A 25,542-nucleotide genomic window follows, 5' to 3' on the forward strand; every position below is an offset into this window, starting at 1 on the left:
ACATAAAAAATTCTTGATATTACATCATTTCCACCTTTTCGTTGAATGTTCGATTCATTCAAAAAACACAACAAATATCAAAACACTTTTTAATTCTTCACTATAATTAAAAACAGGAGTGATATATGATGAACAACATGATTCAAGATATGATTGATTGGATTGAAGAGCATCTATTTGAAGGGTTTTCCCTGACGAAACTAAGTGAAGCAATGGGCTATTCTTCTTACTATTGTTCCTTTAAATTTCATCAAATAACGGGCATTAGCCTCAAACGATATATGACCCTTAGAAAAACCTATCTTTCTTCAATCAGTCTTAGTGAAACAGACGAAAGGATCATTGAAATAGCGATCAAACATGGCTACTCGTCCCAAGAAGCATTTTCCCGAGCTTTCAAGGAGATCTTTGGAGTTAGTCCCAATGCCTTTCGTTCATGTCCTGAACCATTGCAAACATATGTAAAACTCACTATGAATGAAGCGAGGAGTTATGATATGGACATTTCAAAAAAATTAAGAATTGAAGATTTACAAAAACATGTGGATGAACATTTTGATCACGAAGTATTGAATATTTTAAATGGACAAATGATGTTTGAAGAATTCAGTTCTCAACAATTAATGGGAAAAAGTGATTACGCACCTTTTAATGAAGCGATGTGTGTACACGACACCGTTGAAACCATTTTTAGCGACTCATTCAAACAAGTTCGAGCGACAGGACATGAAGTCTCATTAGCAGAATATGAAGCAATTACAGTTGTGCCACTTGAAAAAACCTTATTTTCAAAAAAATATCAATGTATCGTTCTCTGGTTTGGTGAAGATATGTTCTGTCAGATGAATTTAATAACGATATTAGCTTATTTAGAACAAATATCATTTGAAGGAACTATTTATTATCATGCGGTGAGAGAGCAAACATATGATGTGAAAGAAACTGAAATAACATTAGGCAGCTATTATGATATATATGAATCAGTGTTATTAGACCACCGTATGCCAGATGTAGAATTGATACCTGTTATGTATCAAGGAATCAAATTGTATTTAGAACTTCTTCAAAATGACAATGAAATTACTAAATATATTCAAGCACATCAACATCTATCTCAAAATGAAATCGTACGAAACCTACTCCTTCTCTTCCCTCAATACGGTTTAGGGGATACTCAGTATTTTGCATTAATTGAGGCAACAATTAAATGAGTGAAAAAGTGTGGTAAAAAGTTGCAACATAACTTTTTACCACTTCTTATTATCCTTCTAGAATGAAAACGTTCCTGCAAATTTTGTAAACCTGAAATAGCAATTCCACTACAATATTAATTTGTAATTTTTCTCATAACCCATTCAATGGGTCCTCTTTTATATTTTCTTCTCCATAAAACAGAAAATAAAATACTTACTACGAAAAAAAATGTTGTAAATAATAATGAAAATGCTAACGTTTGATTTTCTAACCTATTTAATAAAGCCAATATACCAACACCGATGAATACATGGCTTACATAATGCGTTAATGTTAATTGTCCTGTTTGAATAAGTGATTTTATCAGCCATTGGCCAGCAAACTTTTCTACTATATAAATAGAAGCAACAATGACAATTATCGCTGAGGCGGAATTTGATAACATATAAAATATGTTTGGTGGAATTGGTCCAGTTTGAAACAAGAATTCGGCACTGTTACCATCTAATACCGACAGTGATAGTCGCATCAACACTTTCGAGAGTACCTCTACCGTTATTAGTAAAAATAAAGAAAAATACAACATTTTGTTTCTTACAGATTTCTTCAATAAGTCAAGTCTGCCAATGATCATTCCAAGTAAAAAGAAACATATCCAAGGGAATACTGGGTGATACCCATTAAACAAAAGGTTTCTGATAAAACCTTCTATTGTCCAAAAATCAAGATATTCCATAAATGGTTGTTTAGGGTGCCACCCTTTCAAATAATTCATTGTCACTTGTAAGATTTGCGATGTTATTAAAAAAAGACTAGATATGATGATCATGAACTTTGTAGAAGCAATGATAAGAAATGATGCAATCAGCATATAAACTCCATAATAATGGAGAATATCCCCAGTCCAATCTGCTACATATAAACATAATCCTAGAACAAAAAGAAAAGCGGAACGTTTCCATAATTTCGCTTTAATAGTAGAAATGTCACCGCCATTCCTAGTTTTTCTTGTCATCAAAGCAACTCCGATACCTGCCAGCGTAACAAAAGTGGCAGACGCTCTTCCTTCAAAAAGTCCAGTAAACCATATAAGCCACGCTGGCCCATTTCCTACCGCTCCCATAATGATTTTAAAGTTTACTATCAGCATTCCAAGCATAGCCAAGGCTCTGGCAAAATCTAACCCTTCAATACGTTTAGATTGTAACTGTTTGATCATAAATGTTCCTCCTTAAGTACACGATTAATGACCTTCTTTCAATATTCTTATTTCCTCATTCATCTCATCACCTATAGAGATGGGAGGCTTCTGCAACTTACGTTACAAAAAACATTTTGCTGAAAGAAGTTAAAATAATAGTTGTTAACGGTCGGTTATTCTATTGATCAATAGTCATATTGGGACATTCTTTTATAGATATTGCAGACTTTTTATATCTACTAAAATATTGATGAACCATTATTTATCAGAAACCTATGCATTTTTGGGGCGCCCTACTTAATACATCCTAACTATAAACTATAGGGTTGACCTAATGTCAAACCAACTTTTTTGTGTACTCTTCTCAATTCATTTGCCCAATTATTCATTGGTAGAATGATGCTAAAACCCACACGCTGAAAATCCGTTATCTTTATCACTTACAACTTCTTATAACCATTCTTTCATTATCAGTGATAACTGTTTAAAGTTTTATCTTATGTTTATTGTTTGACATTAGGCTAGCCCTAGAGTTTATATTTATGCTAGAGAAGAGGGATATTATGGATGAAACAATTACAATAAATCAATTAGCTAAAATATTTGATATTAGTCATCATCAAATACGATATTACGAAGAAAAAGGGATCTTATTTCCATCCTACACGGATAATAATAGATATCGAAAATATTCTCTTAAGGAAATTTATCAACTTGCTCAAATTTTAATGTTGAGAGACTTAAATCTTTCAATCGCACAAATTAAAGATGTTGTAACGACATATAAAAAAAATGATTATTTGAATTTATTAAGCGAAAAATCAAAAGAACTTTCAGACGAAATAAACAAACTACAAAAAATTAAAAAGGCAATTGATAACCATTATGTAAATATTACAAACAAAAAAGTAAGGTCAACAAAATACTTAAAAAAAAATCATTTAGAAAAAATATTCACTTTAAAAACTAATGAAACCTTATCCGCCAAAGATTTTTTAAAATTACAATTATCAACTCAATTTTTTTATAATGATATTATTTATGTTTTTGAAGAAGATGAATATCATATGTGTATAAAAACAGAACATAAAGCTGATTTCATCATGAATGAAGGTAAATATAGTTCTATATTTATTATTAGTGAAAATGATGATGAATTTGAGGAACAAATATTATCCATTATCGACAAGAAGAAAGCCCCTATCTATGTAATGGAGCTCTCAAGCGGCATTTTTACTAAAAGTAATAGTCTTGAGTTAGAAATTCTAATTCCCGAAAAAAGTTAAATTTATTAGAATATAAATCACATGCTAGAGAATGCTAAATTATAGACATTTCTGTTAGTCCGGAGCATAGAAGAAAAGGAGTTGGAAAGCTGTTATTGCAATGGGCAAAGAATTTTGCTCGAACTCATTTACAATCAAATGAGTTGAGTTTGCACGTCGCAAGTAGTAATCCTCCTCAATTTTACTAGCTCATATCATTCCGTGCTACAGCTTTTATTCAAGCATCGAAATGGTATTATTAATTATTATGATAGAAATAAACACCATTTTAAACGGCTCACATTTTGAACAGACTTGTTCATAATGCGAGCCGTTTTTTTTACTGAATTATACATTCATGTCTGTAATGGCAGGAATATTTATTTCCTTCACACATGAAACTGGTGATAGATTAATAATACATTGGACAATGGCTACAATATCTTGAACAGGAATACGTGTACCTTCATACAGCTTAATTGCCTTTTCAGCCCCTTCTTCAAAAGGTACTTCAGCAGCAAGTTCTCCTGGATTAATACACGTTACCGAGATCTTATCTTTTCTCACATGCTCTCGCAAAGCATTTGTAATGCCTCGTAAGCCAAATTTAGATGTAACAAACGAAACTTGCGCATTATTCGAATGATCTAAACCTGCAGTTGAACCAATTAAAACAATTTTTCCGCTTTTCGCCTGTCTTAAGTTAGGTAACAGCGCCTGGATATATGTAATAGTAGAAGTTAAATTAATATTAATTAAATTTGCAATATCCCCAACTTCATCGTTATCAAACGTATAATCATCTTCAAAACCACGTTTTTCCCATACTCCAACATTGTAAATTAATACATCAATAGCAACGTCTTTTAAAGCTTCTTTTAAAGCAGAAATATGTTGTTGACTAGATAAATCAATTGTCAGCCATTTCCGAATGACGCCATCATTTAAATCTAAACTACTTGGTCGTGTGCGCGATACCACCCATACTGTGTCCCCTTCTGTTGGTAATCCCTTTACAAATGCATCACCTAATCCTTGGCTTGCTCCAAATATAATAAAGTTCTTACTCACCCAATCACCCTTTCTATATAACTACAACATAAGTATAGTTAATAGAAAAATTAGTAACAACTAAAGCGATTTATAGAAATATTAGGTAAAACAAATTGTCTATGCTCGTTCATTTTATACCTCTTTTACCCAATAAGTTGTACAATCGTCACTTCGATCTAGGAAACCATATTCCTCTTTTATTTTATCGGCAAAAGTACTTTTTCCAGAGCCTCCGCAACCATCTATTCCAATCAAGAATGTGGATTGCTTTTTAGAATTACCGTTAATTAACTCGCCAAGCAGTTGGCTGAAAGAACTATATTCTTCGTTTCTCATTTTGGTGTTCTCTCCCTGTTACTTCTTAAACTAAACAAATACATTAGTGCAGAAGTAAATTGTTTATTACTCGAACTTAGAAAACCTAATACTATTATACATTTCCATATTTTTCATTAAACCCCTTTTAATTATCAAGTTTAAAACGAGCCTTCTAATAAAAATTGGTTCGTCATATTGACAGAAAATTCAGGCTTAATATATAATTTTTGGTATTACCAATGTCATTGATTTGTATTACCACAAAATAAAGGGGACGAGGATTTGAAAGAAAAGGAAAGCTCCTCAGATAAAATTGAGAAAGAATTAATTAGATCCATATTGGCTGGTGTTTATTCTGTAGGAAGTAATTTGCCGCCAGAAAGAGAGCTTGCAAAAGAATTTGGTGTTGGTCGTCCAACTATTCGGGAGGCGCTTCAACGTTTAGGAAGGGGTGGATGGATAACAGGAAGAAAAGGAATGCCTGCGAATGTTAATGATTATTGGCGCAATGGGAATCTAACGACTCTTGTTAATATTGTTGAGAATCATCATATCGTAACAGATGAATTTATCATGTATTTATTAGAATTAAGAAGTTCTTTGACGCCGACTTATATTCGTGATGCTGTTACGTTTAATCAACCTAGAGTAGTTGCTCTTCTTGCCAATCTAGAGCAGCTTGAAGATAGTGCAGAAAGCTATGCCGCATTTGATTGGGATTTGCAAAAAAGGTGTGCCGGCCTTGCCATCAATCCAATCTTTCTACTCGTTTTAAATAGCTTCGATTCTATTTATTTAGATATGGCGAAAAGATATTTTTCTATAAAAGATCATCGTGAGTTGTCCTTCAACTATTACCACGATTTATTAAAAGCTGCATTAAAGGGAGATGCAATGGAAGCGGAAAGGTTGTCTACGGAAACAATGGCGAAAAGCTTGGCTCTTTGGAAAGATAGAAAAAAATAAAGAATACTGGAGGCGTGACAAATGAGATTGAAATATTTTAAAGAATATTTTTCTTACCCTGATATATTAATCATGACCTGTCTATTTCTCATTAGCTTTGGATATATGATTCTACATTTTACTTCTATCGGAATTTTGGGTGCTTTTATTCTAGGAATGATTATGTATTCCTTAGCTGAGTATGTTACACACAGGTTTCTTTTTCATCTGAAACCACCAAAGAATGCATTCTTGTTAAAAATGCTTAAACGCTTACATTATGACCACCATGCAAATCCGAATGAATTACATTTATTATTTTTACCCTTATGGTACAGTGTGCCAAACATTGCAATTGTAGCAGCTATTTTTTATATTCTTTCATCTAGCTTTGTAATTACAAACGCGTTTATTGCAGGTATCATGCTCTTTTTATTATTTTATGAGTGGAAGCATTATATCGCCCATCGCCCTCTTCAGCCAATATCTCCATGGGGGCGTTGGATGAAAAAGGTTCATTTATGGCATCATTTCAAAAATGAAAATTACTGGTATGGTGTTACGAACCCAGCCTATGATTTTCTCATGGGTACCTTTAAAAATCAAAAGGATGTTGGCCAAAGTAAAACTGCTAAAAATCTAGAGAAACGTGGCGAGTAGAAATTAGAATTATAAAAGATATGCCTTCTGAAATTTTCGGCCCTATGCTGTCTTTATGATAAAAATCCAATCATCGTTATTTGATGATTGGATTTTGGCCCTTGCCTTTCGCTGGCAACTCTGCGGTGAAAAAAGCAGGGAATTCTTTCGAGATTTCCCTACTTTTTTAATATTATTCCAAATTTTAATTTCTAAAGAAAACCTCTAAGCACTTTATACAGTACGTCCCTACGTTAAGTCGCCGCTGCTGAGGCAGCAGCATGGTCAGCCTTTACACAATCAATTGCGACAACGAGCGCAATAATGATAGCTTCCATCTCTTCATTCAATATTTGTACCTTGTAGCTATCGCCCCAAGTGAACCACTCCTTGTTCACTTTACCGACGACTTCACCATGCTGTAAGATTTGAAAATCCATATCCCACCAGTTACCTTCTACCTCAATGCCTGCCGCATCAATTGTATAGCGTGCTTTAAAGAAAGAAAACTCCTTCTTAATCGTTAACACCTCTTGACCGTTTACTTCAACAAAAAAAATCGGTAAAAAGCTGAACACCTTTTTCGTAATAAGCGCGACCTCATCTCTTGCTGCATTCATAATGGAGAACGTTTTTGGAATTTGCATAAAACTGCCCTCCACGTAATAAACATCCTTCTCCTGCTGATCTTTTACCGTAAATTTTCCACTTAAACTGAATACCTTCTGCTTTATATAAAGTTGCTTCATACTACGCCTCCTTTTTAATAGCATATTACTAAAACTGTTTTTATCATAGACAATAATTACAGAAGTGGGTTTTATATGTATAATATTTAATGAAATTTGCCTAGTAGAAAAATATTTTCTTTATATATATTCACGATTTAAATAACTCTCTTACTTGTAACATGGAAATAAAGCCTATTCAAGACTGCTATACCTTAAATAGGCTTATTGTTTTTTTACAGAGAAAACGCACTTACTTATGATACGGTTCCCCGTAATGTATCTAAATGAGAAACTGTACATTTTCTTTTAAAACCAATTCGCTTATTAACTCGCTGGGATGTAAAAACTATAGGCTCTGTTAAACACAATGGTTGATTTTATTAGAATCCATTGAAAAGCTAGTTTCGTCTCTTCTTTTAAAATCAACACAAACTCCAAGATAATGATAAACAATCAAATACATTAAAAAAGTATAAGTTAAATAGTAAGTAAAGAATTTATTGAATTTAATCCATCAAGTACTTGTTTAACTTCAATATTTTTGGACCAATCTTCATCTTTGATTTCTACACAATTATTAACTACAAGCCATAAGTTAAGCTATGGCTGTGCAGCTGCTCTACTAAAACCTATTATCTCTTACTCCTCAAGGTGAATCGTATTTACCATTCCTACAAATTGAACCTTCTTTGGCTTTCTAATATGGGCTTCCTTTACTGCTGGTTAAACAAAGTACTATTCCGACTGGCTGCGTTCGGGGAGATGATGGACAGCTTGATTCTTTCCTCCACTTATCTGGTTTTCAAATACTTCAACAGTAGATGAACTTTTTTGATAGCGTACAATGGTACGAATCCTTACAAAACTGGACGGGACAAGTTCGAAGTGGTTTCTTCATTCAGATCAACATGAATACAAATATATTTGTGGTAAATAAGCAACGAAAAAAAGGTGACTTTGAGAAATGAAGTTCAAAGTCTCCTTAGAATATCAGCATGCTAGCAAGTTCTTATTGAAAAGTAGCCAAAGGTTTGTCCTCTATGCTTATTTCAATTTAACCCCTTAACCCCTGCAGAAATCTCTTACTTTACTAGACCGTGTGGGTCGATGACGAATTTTCTGGCAACCCCATTATCAAAATCTTGGTATGCCTTTGGAGCATCGTCTAATGATATTACTGTAGCATTAACAGCTTTCGCAATTTGAGCTCTTCCACTCAAAATTGCCGCCATTAAATCGCGATGATATTTCATTACAGGTGTTTGACCAGTTACAAAAGTATGTGCTTTAGCCCATCCTAAGCCAAGACGAATTTTTAACGTACCAATTTTTGCATCCTCATCAATTCCACCAGGGTCCCCGGTTACGTAAAGACCCGGTATACCTAAACGTCCTCCAGCACGTGTTATTTGCATAATAGAATTTAAAACAGTAGCAGGTGCTTCAACTGCATTAGCTCCATGTGCAGATGCTTCAAACCCTACACAATCTACAGCACAATCTACTTCAGGTGCTCCAAGTATTTGGTCTATTTGCTCTCCTAGGTTTGAATGATTTCGTAAATTAACTGTTTCGCAACCAAAGCTTCTAGCTTGAGCTAACCTTTCTTCATTTAAATCTCCTACAATTACTACGGCGGCTCCTAGTAACTGAGCTGAATGAGCAGCAGCGAGACCAACTGGACCTGCACCTGCGATATACACAGTTGATCCCGGTTTCACACCTGCACTTACGGCACCATGATATCCAGTTGGAAATATATCTGAAAGCATTGTTAAATCTCTAATTTTCTCCATTGCTTGGTCTTTATCAGGAAATTTTAATAATTGGAAGTCGGCATATGGCACCATCACATACTCAGATTGACCTCCAACCCATCCTCCCATATCGACATAACCATATGCTGAACCAGGACGATCTGGATTAACATTCTCACAAATATGAGTATTGCGCTCCTTACAGCTACGGCACCGACCGCAAGCTATATTAAATGGAACAGAAACTAAATCACCTTTTTTAATAAATTCAACATCTCGGCCTACTTCAATCACTTCTCCAGTAATCTCGTGGCCTAGAACTAATCCTGTCGGAGCTGTAGTTCTCCCCCTCACCATATGCTGATCGCTTCCACAAATATTAGTTGTTACTACCTTTAAAATAACACCATGATCACATTTGCGTCCTACGTTAAGTGGATTTACCCCTGGTCCATCTCGTAAAACCAAATCTGGAAAACCAATATCTTGCACTTCTACTTTTCCAGAGCCCATATAGGCCACAGCTCTATTTCCAACCACTTGCAATTCCTCCCCTATATCATAAATTTATACAATCTAAATATATGGCCACTTTGTCCTAATCATTCCTTTATCTCTCACGTCTATTTCTCTACTTTACAATTGAATTCATCCATTTCAATTAAGTAGAGATTTTTTCCTTGCAAACTGCATATGAACTAAAAGAAGAGAGTTAGTCCATAAAGAACTGACTCTCTTCTTTTAGTTCATACTTATATTTCCCTAGTTTCTTCTTTAAGCCATACTCTCTCTTCTTCATTTAAATAAGGACCTAGCTTTGTGTAGACCTCTTGATGATAATTGTTTAACCATTGCTTTTCACTTTCTGTTAACATCTCTTTATTTATACCGGCTAAATCAATAGGGCAATACGTGATTGCTTCAAACTTCATAAATTGACCAAACTCTGTTTTCTCGTCTTCAACTACTAACATCATATTTTCAATTCTAATTCCATATTTACCCTCCAGGTATATTCCTGGTTCATTTGTAATAATCATGCCTTTTTCTAAAATAACATTATTATTATTATTTCTTATGCTTTGTGGTCCTTCATGAACATTTAAGAAAAAACCTACCCCATGGCCAGTCCCGCATTTATAGTCCAAACCATACTTCCAAATTGGTTGTCTTGCTAAAACATCTAAGTTTGAGCCTGTTGCTCCGTATAAATATTTTACTGAGCTTAATGCAATAAACCCTTTTAACACTAACGTAAAATCTCTTTTTTGTTCATCGCTATGTTTTCCTAAAACAATCGTTCTTGTAATATCTGTTGTTCCATCATAATACTGTCCACCTGAATCAATTAAAAAAAGACCTTCATTCTTGAGCGTATATTGAGTTTCTTTATTAGCTTTATAATGCATCATCGCAGCATGTTCTTTATAACCTGCTATCGTATCAAAGCTAGGTCCAACAAATCCCTCCTGCTCCCTTCTGAAATCTTCTAATCTTTCTTCTGCAATAATCTCTGAAATTTCTGTTTTATCTACTGAGTTTTTTAGCCATTTAATAAATTTCACCATGGCTAAACCATCTTTTATTTCACACCATTTTAAATTTTTTATTTCAACTTCATTTTTAATAGCTTTTAAATTAGTTGTGATGTTAGGGCTTTCAATTTTCTTTGTACTGCTGTTAATGGCATTATATAATCTGATATTTGTTTTATTTGTATCTAGAATAACAGCATCTCCGTTTGAAAGATTTCCCAATAATGTTTGTATTTCATCGCTCGCTTTTAACTCAATTCCTTCAGCTTCCAGTTCTAATTTAATCAAAGGGGAAACCTTGCAAGAATCAATAAACAAGTAACATTTATGTTCTGCTACGATTACATTAGCTATTGCAATAGGATTGTTAGGCACATCTGCCCCTCTTATATTCAAAAGCCATGCAATGTCGTCAAGTGAAGTTAAAATATAATAATTTGCTCCTTTATTTTTCATTTCTTCTCTAACTTCATTTAATTTTTCTACTCGTGATTTGCCTGCATATTTTACGTCATGCGTAAAAATTTGTCCTTTAGGAATCTCCGGTCTATCTTCCCACAGATCACCTATTAAATCTTTATTCATTTTTAATTCGATTCCCTTTGCTTTTAGATCCCTTTCCATCTTTTTAACCATATCAATTGAAAAAACATTTCCATCAAAGCCCACATTGCTTCCTTCTTTAAGAACATCTGCTAGCCATTCTGTATAAGATGGTACCCCTGGGTCCATCATTCTAAATAATCTGATTCCTGAGCTCTCAAGCTGTTTTTCAGCTTGAATATAGTATCTGCCATCTGTCCATAAACCAGCGTCCTCTAATGTAATAACTACAGTACCTGCGGACCCTGTAAATCCTGATATCCATTGTCTACATTTCCAGTGTTCTGCTACATATTCACTCTGATGTGCATCAAAGCTGGGAACTATATAAGCATCCATTTGATTTTCTTTCATTAGCTGTCTTAACTTTTCTACCCTATCTTTGATATTCATTACTAATACCTCCATTTTCTTTAAGACTAAATTCTTTACTTTCACGCTCATACAGCCATATAGCTAATACTATACTAATTATTCCGGCCGTAAGCTTCGATATTATAAATGCGCCTATCATTTCTGGCGCTACTCCTGACACAAAACCAAGTTGACCACCAAATACAAATGCTCCACTTACTCCAAAGGCAGTACATACCACTTTTCCTTTAGGATTCATTTCTTTAAATGTTCCAAATATCAACAAATTACTAGCTAAGCTTCCTAGAATGCCTGCTACTGAGGCTGAATTAATTCCAAACTTCTCCCCTATTTTTTCAAAAGTATTTTTAAAGATTCGATTAATAAGTGCTAGCATGGGATATGCTCCACCTAAAACAAGTGCAATCTTGGCTACTATAACAGTAGATTCAGAAAGTGGTGCTAATCCTGAGACAAGCTTTACACCAAATATCACATCTATACCTTGTAAAAGTAATCCAACAGTACTCAAACTCACTATAAGCTTTCCAAATACATTAAAAACTTTTATAAAAACATGAGGAACTTTTAATAATCCTGCTCCTAAAATAATGGAGAAAAAAAATATAGGGACCAGATTCAGAACTAATATATTGATATTTATTTTTTGCCATAATCCTGCTGCCAGACATCCTATTGGTATAGTAATAATTCCAACCAACACACCTTTAGAAAAATATTTTTCATCCGCTTTAGAAAGCATTCCTAACGCGACGGGTATTGAAAAACTGATGGTGGCTCCTAAAGTAGATGCAATGATAATTCCTGAAAATGCCCCCATTTCTTCAGACAATGCTAGCTTATTAGCCATTTGGTAGCCACCCATATCTACAGCTAAAAATGCTGCCGGAACTATAGAAGGATCTAGATGAAAAACTCTACAGATTGGAATAATCACAACAGATAAAAAATTTGTAAATATAGGAACTAAAGAAATTATTCCTATCATACCAAGCCCTAAAGTCCCCATAGTCTTTATGCCTTCCTCAAATTTCCCACCCAGCTTCAAATGATTTCCGGTAATATAATCAATAGCTCCAATTACAAAAAAAGAACCAATTAGATATAGTATCAATTTATCCATTGTTATTATCACTTTCTAATTACTTTGTATAATGTCTTTACTAGTCAGCATCTGTATTATCAAATCCTCTATTGTACATATAATTAGGCGTATTAACAGCTATAAGCTTGACCTTTTTATTAGTGTAATTTGCCCAATTGTGTGCAATACTTGATTCCATATGAACACTGTCACCAGGATATACTTCATACCTCTTATCATTTATGTAAATTGTTAATATACCCTCTAAAACATAAATGAACTCTTCTCCTTCATGTTTATAGGATAATATTTCTTCATCTTTCCTTTGAGGAAGAATTTCTATAAGCCTTGGGACAAGTTGTTTATTTTCCAAATCTGAACTTAAACTATACTTAATAAAACCTCCTTCTACTGAATCCATTATTTCTTGTTCATAACTTTTCAGAACCATATCTTTCCTTTTACGTGGGTAATCGAAAAAATGTGTTAAATGCACCCCCAAAGTTTCAGCTAGTTTTTCAAGCGAATCAACTGCTATGGTAGTAAGTCCTCTTTCCAATTGGGATATAAACCCAACAGATAGTTCACTTTTTTCACTTAACTCTTTCAAAGTAATACCTTTTTCAGTCCTCAATTTCTTTATTTCCATTCCAATATTCATCATTTCACCTCGAATTTCATTTTTATGAATAATATAATACATATTATACCCACAAACAACATTTGATGAAAAAAATTTCATATTCATGAAAATATTTTTAACATTATCATATATTCTCTCAAGAAAAGTCCGCATAATTACACCCTAAATCACAAAAAAGACGCATGATCTATTAGATCTGCGCCTTCATTGATAAATAAAAAATATGTAAAAGTGTTATCTTATTGTACCTCGCTCAAATAAGGTACCCATAACCTCAATATTTACTTTTATTAAGCTTCTAATGTTTTATAAATCTTTTTGACTCTTTTTAATTGTGGTGCTGTTAGGTATTTTTCTCTTTTTCGTAACACATTCAATAATTCCTCTTTATTTTCATCTGTTACGGCTAAAAGCGTACTTTCCGAGTGCTGTGGAATTTCCTTTGGTCTGCAATTCTCAAGGTGATGGAGTAATATTGGAAAAATCACATCATTGTTTTCCTTACTGACAGTTGCTAGCTTCGCAAGAGTTAGGACACCTTTATCAATTGTAATAACTGAACCCACTTTCATAGCACTTTTTAATATGTCAAGATGAGCCATAATAGTTTCTGATGCTCCTTCGGCAATCGTTGCTAATGCCGTCATTCCGCCCCAGACCAAACGATTATTACGGCTTTTTAGCAACTCTATAAAAGTCAGGGCATACTTACTTATGAGTTCTGGTTTAACTTGTCCAATTTCGTATGCTACTTTAATACAATCGTATTGAATCTTTTTATCTTTGCAAGTTAGGTTTTCAATTATTTCTTCTATGCCCGTATAATTTTCTTCATTAATTAATATATGTGCCAGCTCAATATTTGGCTCTTCATCATTTCGACTTAGTTGAGAAGCTAACAGGTTCAAAACTGACATGATTATCCCTCATTTATCAAATATATTTTATGTATATACATTATCACATTTAACCCATAACAAATCTGTTATCAAAATAAATTCAACCTCTTGATAAAACTAGACTTTTCACTGTCTTTTTTGCATTAAACCTAAGAACCACCTTACATAAGGTATCTTCATCTAGGAGATAGTATCGTTTTAGAAATATTATTGCAATATAATTGCCATAGACGTAAACAAATTAACATCTCCTTGTTCTTTTTCTCAGAAAAATCTATGTTACGATAATTTAAAATTAACAACCCAGAACATGGAGGATAAATGAATGTTTAAAAAAATTATATCAATTGTACCAGTTGCAATGCTCTCAGTATCTTTAAGTGCTAATGTTCAAGCTGCAACGATTACTGTACAAAAAGGAGATACCCTTTGGGATCTATCACGTGCAAATAATACATCAGTAGAAAATATCCAAAAGTTGAATAATATTACTACTAATCTTATTCACCCTGGGGATGTCCTAACCATTGCACAACAAAAACAATATACAGTTAAGAAAGGTGATACATTATGGAACATTGCCTTAGATCATCAAGTAACAGTTTCGCAAATTAAAGAATGGAACCAATTACAAACTGATTCCATTAATCCAGGTTTAAAACTATTCATCTTTGATGGTTTGAAAACTAGTAATACGGCTGTAACTGAAAAACCAATAATGCCTGCAGCACATGAATCAAAGGGAACTACAACTTCATCTGCCGCACCATCAACAAATAAAACAACTTCAAAGGATCGTACACCTGAAGCAAATGCTCCATCAACAAGTAAGACTGCTTCAAAGGTTCATACACCTGCAGCAAATGCTCCATCAACAAGTAAGACCGCTCCAAAGGTTCATACACCTGCAGCAAATGCTCCATCAACAAGCAATACCGCTTCAAAGGATCGTACACCTGAAGCAATCGCTCCATCAACAAGTAAGACTGCTTCAAAGGTTCATACACCTGCAGCAACCGCTCCATCAACAAGTAAGACTGCTTCAAAGGTTCATACACCTGCAGCAACCGCTCCATCAACAAGTAAGACTGCTGCAAAGGAAATTACAGTGCAAGCTTCAGCCTATACGGCTTCATGTGAGGGATGTACAGGTATTACCGCTACTGGAATTAACCTTAAAACAAACCCAAATGCAAAGGTCATCTCAGTTGACCCAGCTATAATTCCACTTGGTAGTAAAGTTTATGTAGAAGGCTATGGTGAAGCGATCGCAGGGGATACTGGCGGAGCCATTAAGGGGAACCGAATCGATGTCTTTTTTCCTTCTCAACAGGATGCAATCAATTTTGGAGTAAAAAAATTAAAGGTCACAATATTAAACTAATATAAGTGACTTAAAATCTTAAAATAAGCAAAAAAAGAACCCGATTGGGTTCTTTTTTGCTTATTTTTTCAACCTTTTCAATAGGTAAACTAATGTTAAATTGTATTACTTATTTCCCCTCGTACCACCCAAGCTAAAAACGCTGCCTAATGAAACAACTATGTCTAAAATTAACGGTCACTTCACTTGATCTAAAATGTGTATCTTATAGTAGCTATTATACTCTTAACGAGCCAAGGAAACTCCTTACAGCATAGTAGGATTCTACCCCCTTGTGGTACATAACTCAACCTTTTTCTCTCGCCCAAAGTGATATTAAAGTTATTTAATTCTGAACTAAAAATATAAGAGCCTCGCTACTTTAAAGTTGTTTAATTCTTATTCAACTAAAGCTTTAAGTACATTTCTTCATATTCTTTTCTTTAAATAAAATGAGCAAAATCCTGAAACACAAAGACAGGCTATAAATGTCCAGAAATTAAAAAATAAATGATTAGAAAAAGGATTTAAATAGGATATTTCGTATTCAAAATACGGATTGATTTCATTTCGAAATGAAACGATTCTGTAAATCGTAATTCCCGAAATCAGCACAAACATCCCTGCATAGCAGGCTTGAAATAGTTTCCTTTTCACTAAAAAACGCCCATGGAACTTTTCAAAAACAAACATCATTGCAAAGAAAAAATAAAGAATAATTAACATCGGAAACATAACAAACATTAAGCCTGGGTTTCCATTCCCTCCAACAAAATTGACACCTGTGGGGTCGAATGATTTAGTAGTCATATTAGTGAATGCAAAACAGACAACACTTACAATTCCTGAGACAACAACACTTAGCCAAAAAAGAAAACGCATTATAACTCCTCCTCAACAAAACTACCCCTTTAGTATATAAAATTCAAAAAAAGCGTAAATCCTTGTTGGATAAACGCCCTCCATTAGTTGAATAGATGATTAATGTAAGTGGTGTTATAAATATTATGGGGAAGAGCCCTGGATTACCATTACTTATACTATTCTTTGAACTTCCTATCACAATCGGTGCAGTCAAAAAATTTATTAAACAAAAAATGATAGCAGTCATGATATAACTTTTAGAATATAGAAACAATGATAGTTTACTCACTCTCTTCCCCCACAATCGAATTATTTCAACATATAAACAGTATTAATTTTACCCGATACAGTTGACCAACTTACGTAATTCGTAGCTGTATTATTTTGTCCACCGTCTGGATCTTTATAACCTACGAAATTACCACCATCAGCGTCATAACCATTAATCACTCGCCAATGGTAACTTTCACCACTGAATGCTAACCAAACAGCACCAACAGGATTTTTACCATTAATTGCTGTTTGTATAGTTCCAAATGATGGTGCATCACTTGCGTTATAGTTCCATCCAGACATGTCATGATTTAAGTGTAATTTTAGACCATTTGCGAAAGAATACTCATTAGTATCTAACGCATAAGAATTTATATCGAAATACAAATGATTTATTAAATTTTCGTTAATGCCTTTTTATTGTGTATACAAGATTTTACACATCATTGGTTTGACAGTGTTTTGGATCTACTTTACAAGTTGTAGCATGTATAAAATTTTGCATAATGAAGAACAAGGAAAAGCCAATTTTTCTCTGACATTGCGATCTTCAGTAATAGCTTATTCCTTCGGCTACGTTTAGAAATAGATCGCCGATTTTGTCACCCAAAACGTTTGGCGATGCGTATTTTTTTGAACTTATCAATTTTTGTTCTATTTATGACAAAAATTGATTTTGAATTGAGAAAAAATAAAGAAGGTTGAAAACATGCTTTAAATTAGGAACTATTTTCATGCGGATATGAACACAATATATAGATTAAGTGAAAGAGAGTAACTTATTACACTATAAAAACAAGAAAAATTAAACAAGAAAACTTCAAATTTTTCGGAAGTAACAGCTAATTTACTGACTTTTATCAATTTTTGTTCAATTAACAACAAAACTTGATTTTAAGTTTTTAATGGCTAATGATAAGATATTAACATACCCGGGGAAAAGTAAAAAAAAGAGGAACATTCAGTTATAGAGTCTTGTACAGATTTAGGTGATGAAGCATCTTATAGCACTAAAATTAAATTATACGGAATTTAATTATCTGTATTTTCTAAGACTAATTCAAGTAAAAGCTCGACTACAGCGGACGTTCCACGAAAGAACGAACTAACGTTGATTCTAAGTTGATTTAAACGAACTAATAAAGGAACGAATGATAAAAAAAACGATCTTCTGACAATAAATCACCCTATTAACCTCATTTTTATGATAACTTTGTAAAAATAATAAAATTGAAACTTAGGAAAAAAAGGAGTTGTTTTGATGAAGAAATCTTTTAATTTTATTTTATCGTTAGTTTTAATTATCTCGATGTTCTCTTTTTCAGGTCTTAATGTATTTGCAACAGAAAATGTAGAGTCACCTATTCAAACAAAAAATATTGAAGGTGAATATACTTTTGAAGACATAATGTCTTTGGAAAAATATGTTTCTGTCAATGAAGGATTGTTTAATTTAGATACAACACGTGCTGTTAAAGATGGCGTTAGTTTAGAGCTATTAGAAGGTCAGCAAAGATATTTCGATTCTCTAAATTTAGAAATAAATGAAGGTAAATTAAAAGCAGATGAAAATTTAGAAATCACTAATTTAGATTCTAATCCAGATACATTTTTACCTAATAAAGGGATATATTTATTTGCTAATTGTAATGGAGTAACAACAAGCCCTACAGTACATTGGTGGGGTAAAAGTAGAAAATTTAATTCATGCGATGCCAATAAATTTGCAGCTGATCTAGCTAGTGTAGGTGCTGGAGCTGCAGGAGCTGGCATTCTAGCAATTTGGTTTCCAGGAATGGGTTGGGCTAGTATAATATCAGCAGCATACTGCGCTCTTTACTCATCACGTGTTACTGCAAATAATGCATATAATACTGGAGTAATAGTTGATATGACTTGGGCGATGGTTTATGATATAGAGCCACAATAAAAGGGGTGGTTTTATTCTTAAATCTTTAATTATTTCCACTATTATAGGATAAATTATTGTTGGTGTTATAGTATTTTTATTGTTTGTTTCAATATAAAAATACTGTATGTAATCTTAATGGATTACATACAGTATTTTTTTAGACCAGTTCAGTAATATATTTTATGATAATGAATTTTGACCCAGAACTATATCCAACATTTTCGCCGGGAACAATATAACCCTACACCCCTATTTAAACGCCATAGGAACGTACCAAAACGCTTTTTAACGAAAGATTGGTGGGTGTTTTTATGAAGCTAACAATTAATATGTCTTAAACGGTTATCTATGGTCTTTAAAAGAGATGACCATTTTTGTTGTTAATTATAGCGAATTCCCTCCTAGAATGTATAAAGGCAGAAGGTATTTTGAGAATAACTTCTGCCAAAAACTTTTCTTACTTTCTTCTAATTGTTTGCTTAATTTCTTCAACATTTATTATTGTTGGATGATCAAATCTCGTTGTTCTTTAAGTCTATCTATGAGCGAATGAAAAATAATATTAAGTTGTTAAGAGGCAAACATAATTTAACTCAGGACCAATTAGCCGAAATGTTAGAGGTTTCGAGGCAAACAATCATTTCGCTAGAAAAAGAAAAATATAATCCTTCAATCACACTTGCTTTTAAATTAGCGGGTGTATTCAAATGCGGAATCGAAGATATTTATATATACGAGGGGGGAAATTCATAATGAAACAAGCACGTAAAAATCAAATTAGTTATTTATTTTTAGGTATAGTAATGGTCCCATTAGGTATTTATATAAACTACCCTTATATAATGCAAAATACATTTCCAGAAGGCATTATGATATTATTTATAGGTACTAGTTCTCTAATGATGGCTTATTTATCGCCACATTTATTCCCAAAAGTTGAGCGTTCAAAAGAAATTCTGTGTAAAAGCATGAGTATAAATTATTTTGTATTATTCGGTTCTATGACCTTATTAATTTTACTGACAGGTTCCTTAGGACCATTTGTATTATCAGCTTCACATGTTTTGATTGTTTTATTTTGCATTATGGTTACTACAATACCTCTAACAATGATTGTTTATGCAAATAGTATATAGGGGGATTATGAATTATTTGCTTTTGAAATTAAACGATATTAATAACTTCACTCAGAATATGCAATTTTATTCTGCACTTAAATTAATGGGGGAAAGAGGTATCCATCTCATATGATTATGAGGTGGTCTTTTTTATTTAGGTGTCAAAACTTAAAGCAACATGTATAAAAAAGGAGATACACACCTCATTCACCCAGGTTTAAATCTATCCATCATTGATGGTTTGAAAACTAGTACAGCTGTAACTGACAAACCAATAATGCCTGCAAGGTCATCTCAGTTGACCCAGCCATAATTCCACTTGGTAGTAAAGTTTATGTAGAAGGCTATGGAGAAGCTATCGCTGGGGATACTGGCGGAGCCATTAAAGGAAATCGAATCGATGTCTTTGTTCCTTCTCAACAGGATGCAATCAATTTTGGAGTTAAACAATTAAAGGTCACAATATTAAACTAATATATCTATTTCAGCCCATCCCTAGGATTTCTATATATGTACAAAAAGATGACTAAGCAAAAAAAGAACCAGATTGGGTTCTTTTTTGCTTATTTTTTCAACCATTTAAACCTAACGAGCCAAGGAAACTCCTTGCAACATAGTGGGTTCTGCCCCATTGTGGTACAAAACTCAACCTCTTTCTCTTGCCCTCTGTGTATCTCTTATATTCTTTTGAACCGTTATAGCTGCAAATAAACTAAGGACAAATGCCATACTAAAAAATCCTTTTTCGCTTAAAATAATACTTCCTGCATTGTATAAACCGATGGCCATTAATGCAATTGATACAATAAGTGCGAACCAACTAATACCATAATAAATACTAGTAACTGGTATTCCCTCCTCTTTATCTCTAACTGCTTTTTGTAAAGATATCGCCGAATAAAGTCCGAATACTAAAACTGCAAAGTAAAATCCCTTTTCGTTCAATTGCATAGTTGCGTTAAACAAACCTATAAGATAAGACGCAACACCTACTAATAGCGCTGCCCACGAAGCCCCTTTGAAGGCTGAAGTCGGTTCTCCTTCTTTCCTTTCTTCTTTCCTGTCTACTTTCCTTTCTTCCTTCACATTTAAATCATTTCGTTTTTCTTTATCCAATAAAACCTCATTATCATTGGACATTCAATTTTTCGCCTCCATCTTTTAATCTAATAAAAATGGAGCACCAGTGACACTGTAGTGCACCCTCTTTACAAAACTAACCTGCCAATAAGTTGAACAAGAAAAAAGACCTTCGTTATTAAAGTATATGCTCATTAGCATGAGGAAGATAACTTCACAACCTTTAAGTTTCCGCGATCAATTATGCCTCGTCCAGAATTGGCTTTGTGATTAGGCCTGTATGAGGTATGAGTGTAAATCTTAAATAAGTTTTACTAACTCTGGATTTAATACAACTTTATGATACCTCCAACAATCAGAGTATTCTGTACCAATTTTGTGGTCATTCAAGCAAACCCTGTTCATTCCATCACAGCCGTCAAGACCACAACAACCATTTAATCTACTGCTATCTGAATGCCGGTTTGAATTAATTAAATCCTTGATGTTGATAATGATCGATCCTTTTAATAATTCGTAAGCGGTTTCCTCTTGAATTAAATAAAAGCCTCTAGGAATATAATCTTGACCATCTTTTTCATTAATCAAATTCAGGTCTTTTAATTCCGCCAATGGTTCAGAAATTTCTAAATTACATGCTTTACAAATCAGTTTCAATTTATCGTTTCCTCCTTCATATGATTTTTCGAAACATTTTTTTGGTAACCCAAAAAATAGGAGCAAATACTATAATTTAATCTAAGTTTTTTACAAATAAAACTCTGTCTTGATCTTCTCCGTCATAGTCTGTATTTATTGATAGACCATCCACAATTCTATCTCCCTCTTCAATTTCAAAACCCATTTTGGTATGAAAGGCAATCGAAACTTTATTGACAGGTGACGTTACACAACGAACAACACTTCGATTATTTTGCTTTACCGCAGTAAAAAATTTATTGTACAAGTGTTTTCCAATATTATGCTTTCTGTATTCTGGATGAACTCCAACGAAATGAATATACGCCTCATTTGAATGAGTTTGAGAAAGGAATCCTATTAGAAAACCCACAAGTTTACCATCCTTTTCTGCAACGAAACTTGTTTGTGTAAAATGGTCGAAGAATAATTTTGGTAACTTATCAGACATATTCCTACCACCCCACCACTCATTGATTAGAGGTGGTGAAATTACGTAGTAGTCTGAACCTTTAACTGAACGAATTTCCATCTTAGCCCTCCTAATTTATGTAAAAATATATTTAAACTAATATTAACATAGCTCAATAAGAAAAGTTGCCTTTGACTTCGGCAACTTTTTTCTTAAACTTTTGTACTCGTTACCTTAAAAGTTAAACTACTATTGACGAACTTCATTATCGGCTACTGTCAATTAGTATTTCATAATCATCAATCCCAGGATCAAAAATTGGCAGATATGAATCATGGAATTCATACCTGCCAATGCTACTATAATTTTCTTAATTGTCTGTTCTTTAATTCAATGAGTGTTGTTATATATTTGCTCGATATAAAGTGAGTAATCTGCATCTCGATTTTCTTTATTTTCACTGATGATTTTACCTTCATATAATGATTCACCTGTCCGTAAATCACCGATTAGGAACAAATGACCATCCGAAACACGATCGATTAAATATAGTTTACCATCTGTAATCTGTATAGAAGGTTTTTCTTTAGCATTAGCAATGCTTGGATATTTAAAGCTAATAGGTTCTTCCCACTGATTCTTCTCTATATTATAACGGTTCAGTACTAAACCATTGGTTGAACGAACAGGAATAAATATATCTGTTCCTTGAAGAATGATCGAGTGCTTATATGGTTTTAATTCGGCCGGAATTGTCCATTCTTTCTTTTCATTATTCAGATAGTTATACAAATACATTGGGCTAGAGATAATTTCACTCTCACCATCTTCTAGATATTTGTATTTTTTAACCATATATAGGAAATAATTTTCGTTTTGTATTTTTTTATAGTCATTAAATATATCGATGATGGCGCGGTTTACCTCGTCTGACTCTATTTTTGCAATAATTGAGTCTTGTTCTAATTCCTTTTTGTTTTCATCAACCGTGTATAAGTGCAACTCTTCCTCACTATTGAGATTGCTTGTTGCTAATATTTTTATTTTCCCATTTTCTACATAGACATCTCTCTCATCGATCCAGTCATATCTGACTTGGTCTGGCATATTGATTTCAAATGAAGAACTTTCATTTGTATTTTTATCAAGTATATCGATTTTCAGAATGAAAGATTCTCCTCGGCCCTCTTTATTTGAAAAAGTCGTATAAATTAAACGGTTTTCGTCTTCAAAATACTGACCAGGATTTGCTTCTTTTCCACGCATAAACTTACGGTGTTCTTGAATATATTTTTGAAACATCCCAGGGTAATAGCGTCCCTTCAACTCTCCGATAAAAGACCCACTCTGATTAGTCGAACCATCCTTTGATATATCTAAGCTACGATAAATATCAACACTTTGATAACTTGCATGAATGATTAAATTGTCGATTTCTCCCTTATCTCCGTTAGTAGTTTCAATTTTAAAAGATAAATTCTTTGCCATTGCCTGTTGAATATAGTAAGAACCGATTGTCGTCACGATGAACAAACTAATCAATATCGTTTTCCAATATTTTTTCATTGCCATCCCCCTTAGACCCTGATTTTATATTTTAGCAAATAATTTGCGATCCATATGGCACTGACTAATACGATGATGCTTATTACCAGTTCCATTAGGAAGACTTCTAGTGTGTAAAAATAGCCAATTAATAACCTATTTACTAATAGTGGAGCAATAAATACTCCGAACGAAAGCATTCCATAAACGATTGCGATAAAAATGCCTTTTAAACCGTAACTTCGTTCAATTAAAACGGCCGTGAATAGAACTGCTACAAAGATTAGCCCGACTCCATAAATCAGGATAAATCCTGTTAAGGTATTCGGATAGAGCCAGTCACACATTTCTAGACTATCAAAATCATAAATTGAAAAATGCGATTGTAAATCTGTTGGTATAATACTATTAACAATTTGAATTTCGATTGAGATTAATACTATTTGCAAGGCAACTAAACCAAGTACTAAAAGCATAATTGTCGTTAATTTAGAGAAATAGATAGTAATTCTTTCAGTTGGCAACATTAATAATCTATAAATAAATGTATTTTTTCCAAACCAGTCCCGATACCAAATAAAGAAAACATAAATCATCAATACAGCTATGCTAAAAAAGATTGGCAGCAGAAACCATTCAGAACCAACGAACCGATCAAAAGAATATGATCCGTAATCTTTAGTATATTGGCTCATTGATAGTTGTTTTTTATACATCACTTGATCCACGTCATTCATATATCCTTTTGACACGACAACCGCCCCAATGAATTGACTGACAATTATTAATCCTATTAAAGTTAGGTACAGTTTGAAAAATCGATTTACTTCGAAATTAAGAAGTTTTAAATAGTTTTTCATCAAAAATACACCTCTCTCATGACATCAACGACTGATTTCCCTTCCTTTTCACGTACTTCCTCTACGCTAAATTCTTTTACTACTTCACCGTTATTAATAAGCACTGCTCTATCAATCAAGTGTTCTATATCACTAATTTCATGGGTTGTGATAATCACACCACGATCTTCAATTAGATGACTTGTAAACACTTCGGCAATCTGTTCACGGGAGAAAATATCAATACCAGAGAATGGTTCATCCATCAGTAAGTAATCTACATTCAGTGCCAAACCTAATATCATATTGACTTTAGCCATATTCCCCTTCGATAAATTGGCAATCCGGTCAGTAGGATCTAGCTTAAAAAATTGCAGTAACTCTTCTGCCCTTTTTGGATTCCAGTTTTTATAAAAATCGGCCATGAACGCAAATGCATCACAAATTTTCATTTGCGGCAACATCGTAATCGTATCTGGAATAAAAGTAACTTTTTCATAGCTTTCTTTCCGAATTTTTTCACCATCAATCAAAATTTCACCACTATTAATAGGAGTGAGCGCCATAATCGCTTTCATGATTGTCGTCTTTCCTACTCCGTTTATACCGATTAAACAAGTAATTTCACCTTTTTCTGCAGTAAAAGAAAGACCTTTTAATACCTGTTTCCTGCCGTATTTCTTCATGACATTTTTTACTTCGATCATTTCGATTCCTCCGATTCTCCGCTTTCGGCATCATGCTTTTTCTTCACTAGCTCCAACACTTCGGATAAAGGCACATCGATGGATTTAATAGAACCTAAAAATAAGTCAACCGCTTCGATAATCAATTCCTCACGGACACTTTTAAGGACCGCTTCATCTTTAGTAATGCAGCTCGGCATATTTCCCTCAGTAAAAATCAATCCTTGTTCCTCCATTTCCTTATAAGCTCGTTGCGCAGTATTTGGGTTAATCTTCAGCTGGTTGGCTAGTTCTCTTCTTGACGGAATCTCCTGACCAGGTTCAAAATACCCCTTGGCGATTTGCTCTTTAAAATGCCGGATAACCTGAACATAAACTGGATCCCGATTATTAAACTTTACAGTCAATTAACTCAACTCCCAGAAAATCATATTTTCGCGTATTAAGCACTTAATACAGAATGAGCATAATGGTGGGCTATGTACTTTTAAAGAAAGAACCTCCCAATTTATTATTTAGCCATTACCCCG

Annotated in this window: 27 protein-coding genes and 1 pseudogene; 10 read left to right on the forward strand and 18 right to left on the reverse strand. The window is 33.5% G+C overall.

Going from position 1 to position 25,542, the window contains the following annotated elements:
* Positions 1-128 precede the first annotated feature (128 nt).
* Positions 129-1,211 carry a helix-turn-helix transcriptional regulator gene (locus JNUCC51_RS01785; protein ID WP_337990556.1) on the forward strand — a complete coding sequence of 361 codons (1,083 nt, stop codon included), beginning with the start codon at positions 129-131 and terminating at the stop codon, positions 1,209-1,211.
* Positions 1,212-1,327: 116 nt separating this feature from the next.
* Here the strand turns inward: JNUCC51_RS01785 and JNUCC51_RS01790 are convergent, their stop codons facing one another.
* On the reverse strand, positions 1,328-2,413 hold the full coding sequence (locus JNUCC51_RS01790) for a DUF418 domain-containing protein (RefSeq protein WP_337990557.1): 1,086 nt from the start codon (positions 2,411-2,413) through the stop codon (positions 1,328-1,330).
* A 545-nt stretch (positions 2,414-2,958) separates the two neighbouring features.
* Between JNUCC51_RS01790 and JNUCC51_RS01795 the strand changes: the two genes are divergently transcribed.
* A complete protein-coding gene (locus JNUCC51_RS01795) occupies positions 2,959-3,681 on the forward strand; it encodes a helix-turn-helix domain-containing protein (protein WP_337990558.1) in 723 nt (240 codons plus the stop codon).
* 95 nt (positions 3,682-3,776) lie between these two features.
* Positions 3,777-3,869 carry a hypothetical protein gene (locus tag JNUCC51_RS24755; RefSeq protein WP_443136972.1) on the forward strand — a complete coding sequence of 31 codons (93 nt, stop codon included), beginning with the start codon at positions 3,777-3,779 and terminating at the stop codon, positions 3,867-3,869.
* A 139-nt stretch (positions 3,870-4,008) separates the two neighbouring features.
* Here the strand turns inward: JNUCC51_RS24755 and JNUCC51_RS01800 are convergent, their stop codons facing one another.
* Both JNUCC51_RS01800 and JNUCC51_RS01805 read right to left on the reverse strand, forming a co-directional pair.
* A complete protein-coding gene (locus tag JNUCC51_RS01800) occupies positions 4,009-4,731 on the reverse strand; it encodes an SDR family oxidoreductase (RefSeq protein ID WP_337990559.1) in 723 nt (240 codons plus the stop codon).
* A 114-nt stretch (positions 4,732-4,845) separates the two neighbouring features.
* Positions 4,846-5,049, reverse strand: coding sequence for a hypothetical protein (locus JNUCC51_RS01805; RefSeq protein ID WP_337990560.1), 204 nt, complete (start codon positions 5,047-5,049; stop codon positions 4,846-4,848).
* Positions 5,050-5,313: 264 nt separating this feature from the next.
* On the opposite strand from JNUCC51_RS01805, the gene JNUCC51_RS01810 reads away from it, so the two are divergent.
* Positions 5,314-5,997, forward strand: a complete 684-nt coding sequence (locus JNUCC51_RS01810) for a GntR family transcriptional regulator (protein ID WP_337990561.1) — start codon at positions 5,314-5,316, stop codon at positions 5,995-5,997.
* Positions 5,998-6,018: 21 nt separating this feature from the next.
* Entirely contained in the window at positions 6,019-6,636 is a 618-nt protein-coding gene (locus JNUCC51_RS01815) for a sterol desaturase family protein (RefSeq protein WP_337990562.1), read from the forward strand.
* 233 nt (positions 6,637-6,869) lie between these two features.
* On the opposite strand, the gene JNUCC51_RS01820 is transcribed toward JNUCC51_RS01815, so the two are convergent.
* The 6 genes from JNUCC51_RS01820 to JNUCC51_RS01845 form a co-directional block, all read right to left on the reverse strand.
* A complete protein-coding gene (locus JNUCC51_RS01820) occupies positions 6,870-7,364 on the reverse strand; it encodes an LURP-one-related/scramblase family protein (protein ID WP_337990563.1) in 495 nt (164 codons plus the stop codon).
* A gap of 1,064 nt (positions 7,365-8,428) precedes the next feature.
* Positions 8,429-9,643, reverse strand: a complete 1,215-nt coding sequence (gene fdhA, locus JNUCC51_RS01825) for a formaldehyde dehydrogenase, glutathione-independent (protein WP_100542294.1) — start codon at positions 9,641-9,643, stop codon at positions 8,429-8,431.
* A gap of 212 nt (positions 9,644-9,855) precedes the next feature.
* A complete protein-coding gene (locus tag JNUCC51_RS01830) occupies positions 9,856-11,634 on the reverse strand; it encodes an aminopeptidase P family protein (RefSeq protein ID WP_337990564.1) in 1,779 nt (592 codons plus the stop codon).
* Entirely contained in the window at positions 11,618-12,739 is a 1,122-nt protein-coding gene (gene eutH, locus JNUCC51_RS01835; protein WP_337990565.1) for an ethanolamine utilization protein EutH, read from the reverse strand. Before eutH ends, JNUCC51_RS01830 begins: the two co-directional genes overlap by 17 nt.
* Before the next feature lie 40 nt (positions 12,740-12,779).
* A complete protein-coding gene (locus JNUCC51_RS01840) occupies positions 12,780-13,496 on the reverse strand; it encodes a helix-turn-helix domain-containing protein (RefSeq protein WP_337990566.1) in 717 nt (238 codons plus the stop codon).
* A gap of 137 nt (positions 13,497-13,633) precedes the next feature.
* Positions 13,634-14,260, reverse strand: a complete 627-nt coding sequence (locus JNUCC51_RS01845; protein WP_337990567.1) for a hypothetical protein — start codon at positions 14,258-14,260, stop codon at positions 13,634-13,636.
* A 307-nt stretch (positions 14,261-14,567) separates the two neighbouring features.
* Here JNUCC51_RS01845 and JNUCC51_RS01850 point away from each other — a divergent pair, with 307 nt between their 5' ends.
* Complete coding sequence (locus tag JNUCC51_RS01850) at positions 14,568-15,626, forward strand: LysM peptidoglycan-binding and 3D domain-containing protein (protein WP_337990568.1); 1,059 nt, start codon at positions 14,568-14,570, stop codon at positions 15,624-15,626.
* Between the two features lie 408 nt (positions 15,627-16,034).
* Here the strand turns inward: JNUCC51_RS01850 and JNUCC51_RS01855 are convergent, their stop codons facing one another.
* Positions 16,035-16,487: a hypothetical protein gene (locus JNUCC51_RS01855; protein ID WP_337990569.1), complete on the reverse strand. Its 453-nt coding sequence runs from the start codon at positions 16,485-16,487 to the stop codon at positions 16,035-16,037.
* A 291-nt stretch (positions 16,488-16,778) separates the two neighbouring features.
* Positions 16,779-17,129 carry a papain-like cysteine protease family protein gene (locus tag JNUCC51_RS01860; RefSeq protein ID WP_337990570.1) on the reverse strand — a complete coding sequence of 117 codons (351 nt, stop codon included), beginning with the start codon at positions 17,127-17,129 and terminating at the stop codon, positions 16,779-16,781.
* An 874-nt stretch (positions 17,130-18,003) separates the two neighbouring features.
* Here JNUCC51_RS01860 and JNUCC51_RS01865 point away from each other — a divergent pair.
* From JNUCC51_RS01865 to JNUCC51_RS01880, 4 genes and pseudogenes are all read left to right on the forward strand, one after another.
* Positions 18,004-18,672 (forward strand): hypothetical protein, encoded by a 669-nt coding sequence (locus JNUCC51_RS01865; RefSeq protein ID WP_337990571.1) that lies wholly within the window; start codon positions 18,004-18,006, stop codon positions 18,670-18,672.
* Between the two features lie 594 nt (positions 18,673-19,266).
* Positions 19,267-19,407, forward strand: coding sequence for a helix-turn-helix transcriptional regulator (locus tag JNUCC51_RS01870; protein WP_443136992.1), 141 nt, complete (start codon positions 19,267-19,269; stop codon positions 19,405-19,407).
* Positions 19,407-19,790, forward strand: coding sequence for a hypothetical protein (locus JNUCC51_RS01875; RefSeq protein WP_337990573.1), 384 nt, complete (start codon positions 19,407-19,409; stop codon positions 19,788-19,790). Before JNUCC51_RS01870 ends, JNUCC51_RS01875 begins: the two co-directional genes overlap by 1 nt.
* Positions 19,791-20,057: 267 nt before the next feature.
* Positions 20,058-20,246, forward strand: a pseudogene (locus JNUCC51_RS01880) (3D domain-containing protein); the annotation flags it as partial.
* Between the two features lie 171 nt (positions 20,247-20,417).
* Here JNUCC51_RS01880 and yiaA read toward each other — a convergent pair.
* The 7 genes from yiaA to JNUCC51_RS01915 form a co-directional block, all read right to left on the reverse strand.
* A complete protein-coding gene (yiaA, locus tag JNUCC51_RS01885; protein WP_337990574.1) occupies positions 20,418-20,912 on the reverse strand; it encodes an inner membrane protein YiaA in 495 nt (164 codons plus the stop codon).
* A 240-nt stretch (positions 20,913-21,152) separates the two neighbouring features.
* Positions 21,153-21,509: a hypothetical protein gene (locus tag JNUCC51_RS01890; protein WP_337990575.1), complete on the reverse strand. Its 357-nt coding sequence runs from the start codon at positions 21,507-21,509 to the stop codon at positions 21,153-21,155.
* Between the two features lie 76 nt (positions 21,510-21,585).
* A complete protein-coding gene (locus JNUCC51_RS01895; RefSeq protein ID WP_337990576.1) occupies positions 21,586-22,062 on the reverse strand; it encodes a GNAT family N-acetyltransferase in 477 nt (158 codons plus the stop codon).
* 270 nt (positions 22,063-22,332) lie between these two features.
* On the reverse strand, positions 22,333-23,508 hold the full coding sequence (locus JNUCC51_RS01900; RefSeq protein ID WP_337990577.1) for a hypothetical protein: 1,176 nt from the start codon (positions 23,506-23,508) through the stop codon (positions 22,333-22,335).
* Positions 23,509-23,519: 11 nt separating this feature from the next.
* Positions 23,520-24,347, reverse strand: a complete 828-nt coding sequence (locus JNUCC51_RS01905; RefSeq protein ID WP_337990578.1) for a hypothetical protein — start codon at positions 24,345-24,347, stop codon at positions 23,520-23,522.
* Positions 24,347-25,033 carry an ABC transporter ATP-binding protein gene (locus JNUCC51_RS01910; RefSeq protein WP_337990579.1) on the reverse strand — a complete coding sequence of 229 codons (687 nt, stop codon included), beginning with the start codon at positions 25,031-25,033 and terminating at the stop codon, positions 24,347-24,349. The genes JNUCC51_RS01905 and JNUCC51_RS01910 overlap by 1 nt, the downstream gene beginning before the upstream one ends.
* Complete coding sequence (locus tag JNUCC51_RS01915; protein ID WP_337990580.1) at positions 25,030-25,419, reverse strand: GntR family transcriptional regulator; 390 nt, start codon at positions 25,417-25,419, stop codon at positions 25,030-25,032. The genes JNUCC51_RS01910 and JNUCC51_RS01915 overlap by 4 nt, the downstream gene beginning before the upstream one ends.
* Positions 25,420-25,542 lie beyond the last annotated feature (123 nt).

The organism is Lysinibacillus sp. JNUCC 51 (assembly GCF_015999525.1).
GTDB classification, from domain to species: Bacteria; Bacillota; Bacilli; order Bacillales_A; family Planococcaceae; genus Lysinibacillus; species Lysinibacillus xylanilyticus.

Excerpts from the sequence above, each read along its gene's own strand:
- JNUCC51_RS01785 (WP_337990556.1), top strand. The coding sequence starts at position 129 with ATGAACAACATGATTCAAGATATGATTGATTGGATTGAAGAGCATCTA.
- JNUCC51_RS01790 (WP_337990557.1), bottom strand. The coding sequence starts at position 2,413 with ATGATCAAACAGTTACAATCTAAACGTATTGAAGGGTTAGATTTTGCC.
- JNUCC51_RS01795 (WP_337990558.1), top strand. The coding sequence starts at position 2,959 with ATGGATGAAACAATTACAATAAATCAATTAGCTAAAATATTTGATATT.
- JNUCC51_RS01805 (WP_337990560.1), bottom strand. The coding sequence starts at position 5,049 with ATGAGAAACGAAGAATATAGTTCTTTCAGCCAACTGCTTGGCGAGTTA.
- JNUCC51_RS01815 (WP_337990562.1), top strand. The coding sequence starts at position 6,019 with ATGAGATTGAAATATTTTAAAGAATATTTTTCTTACCCTGATATATTA.
- JNUCC51_RS01820 (WP_337990563.1), bottom strand. The coding sequence starts at position 7,364 with ATGAAGCAACTTTATATAAAGCAGAAGGTATTCAGTTTAAGTGGAAAA.
- JNUCC51_RS01830 (WP_337990564.1), bottom strand. The coding sequence starts at position 11,634 with ATGAATATCAAAGATAGGGTAGAAAAGTTAAGACAGCTAATGAAAGAA.
- eutH (WP_337990565.1), bottom strand. The coding sequence starts at position 12,739 with ATGGATAAATTGATACTATATCTAATTGGTTCTTTTTTTGTAATTGGA.
- JNUCC51_RS01840 (WP_337990566.1), bottom strand. The coding sequence starts at position 13,496 with ATGCGGACTTTTCTTGAGAGAATATATGATAATGTTAAAAATATTTTC.
- JNUCC51_RS01845 (WP_337990567.1), bottom strand. The coding sequence starts at position 14,260 with ATGTCAGTTTTGAACCTGTTAGCTTCTCAACTAAGTCGAAATGATGAA.
- JNUCC51_RS01850 (WP_337990568.1), top strand. The coding sequence starts at position 14,568 with ATGTTTAAAAAAATTATATCAATTGTACCAGTTGCAATGCTCTCAGTA.
- JNUCC51_RS01855 (WP_337990569.1), bottom strand. The coding sequence starts at position 16,487 with ATGCGTTTTCTTTTTTGGCTAAGTGTTGTTGTCTCAGGAATTGTAAGT.
- JNUCC51_RS01865 (WP_337990571.1), top strand. The coding sequence starts at position 18,004 with ATGAAGAAATCTTTTAATTTTATTTTATCGTTAGTTTTAATTATCTCG.
- JNUCC51_RS01870 (WP_443136992.1), top strand. The coding sequence starts at position 19,267 with ATGTTAGAGGTTTCGAGGCAAACAATCATTTCGCTAGAAAAAGAAAAA.
- JNUCC51_RS01875 (WP_337990573.1), top strand. The coding sequence starts at position 19,407 with ATGAAACAAGCACGTAAAAATCAAATTAGTTATTTATTTTTAGGTATA.
- yiaA (WP_337990574.1), bottom strand. The coding sequence starts at position 20,912 with ATGTCCAATGATAATGAGGTTTTATTGGATAAAGAAAAACGAAATGAT.
- JNUCC51_RS01895 (WP_337990576.1), bottom strand. The coding sequence starts at position 22,062 with ATGGAAATTCGTTCAGTTAAAGGTTCAGACTACTACGTAATTTCACCA.
- JNUCC51_RS01900 (WP_337990577.1), bottom strand. The coding sequence starts at position 23,508 with ATGAAAAAATATTGGAAAACGATATTGATTAGTTTGTTCATCGTGACG.
- JNUCC51_RS01905 (WP_337990578.1), bottom strand. The coding sequence starts at position 24,347 with ATGAAAAACTATTTAAAACTTCTTAATTTCGAAGTAAATCGATTTTTC.
- JNUCC51_RS01910 (WP_337990579.1), bottom strand. The coding sequence starts at position 25,033 with ATGATCGAAGTAAAAAATGTCATGAAGAAATACGGCAGGAAACAGGTA.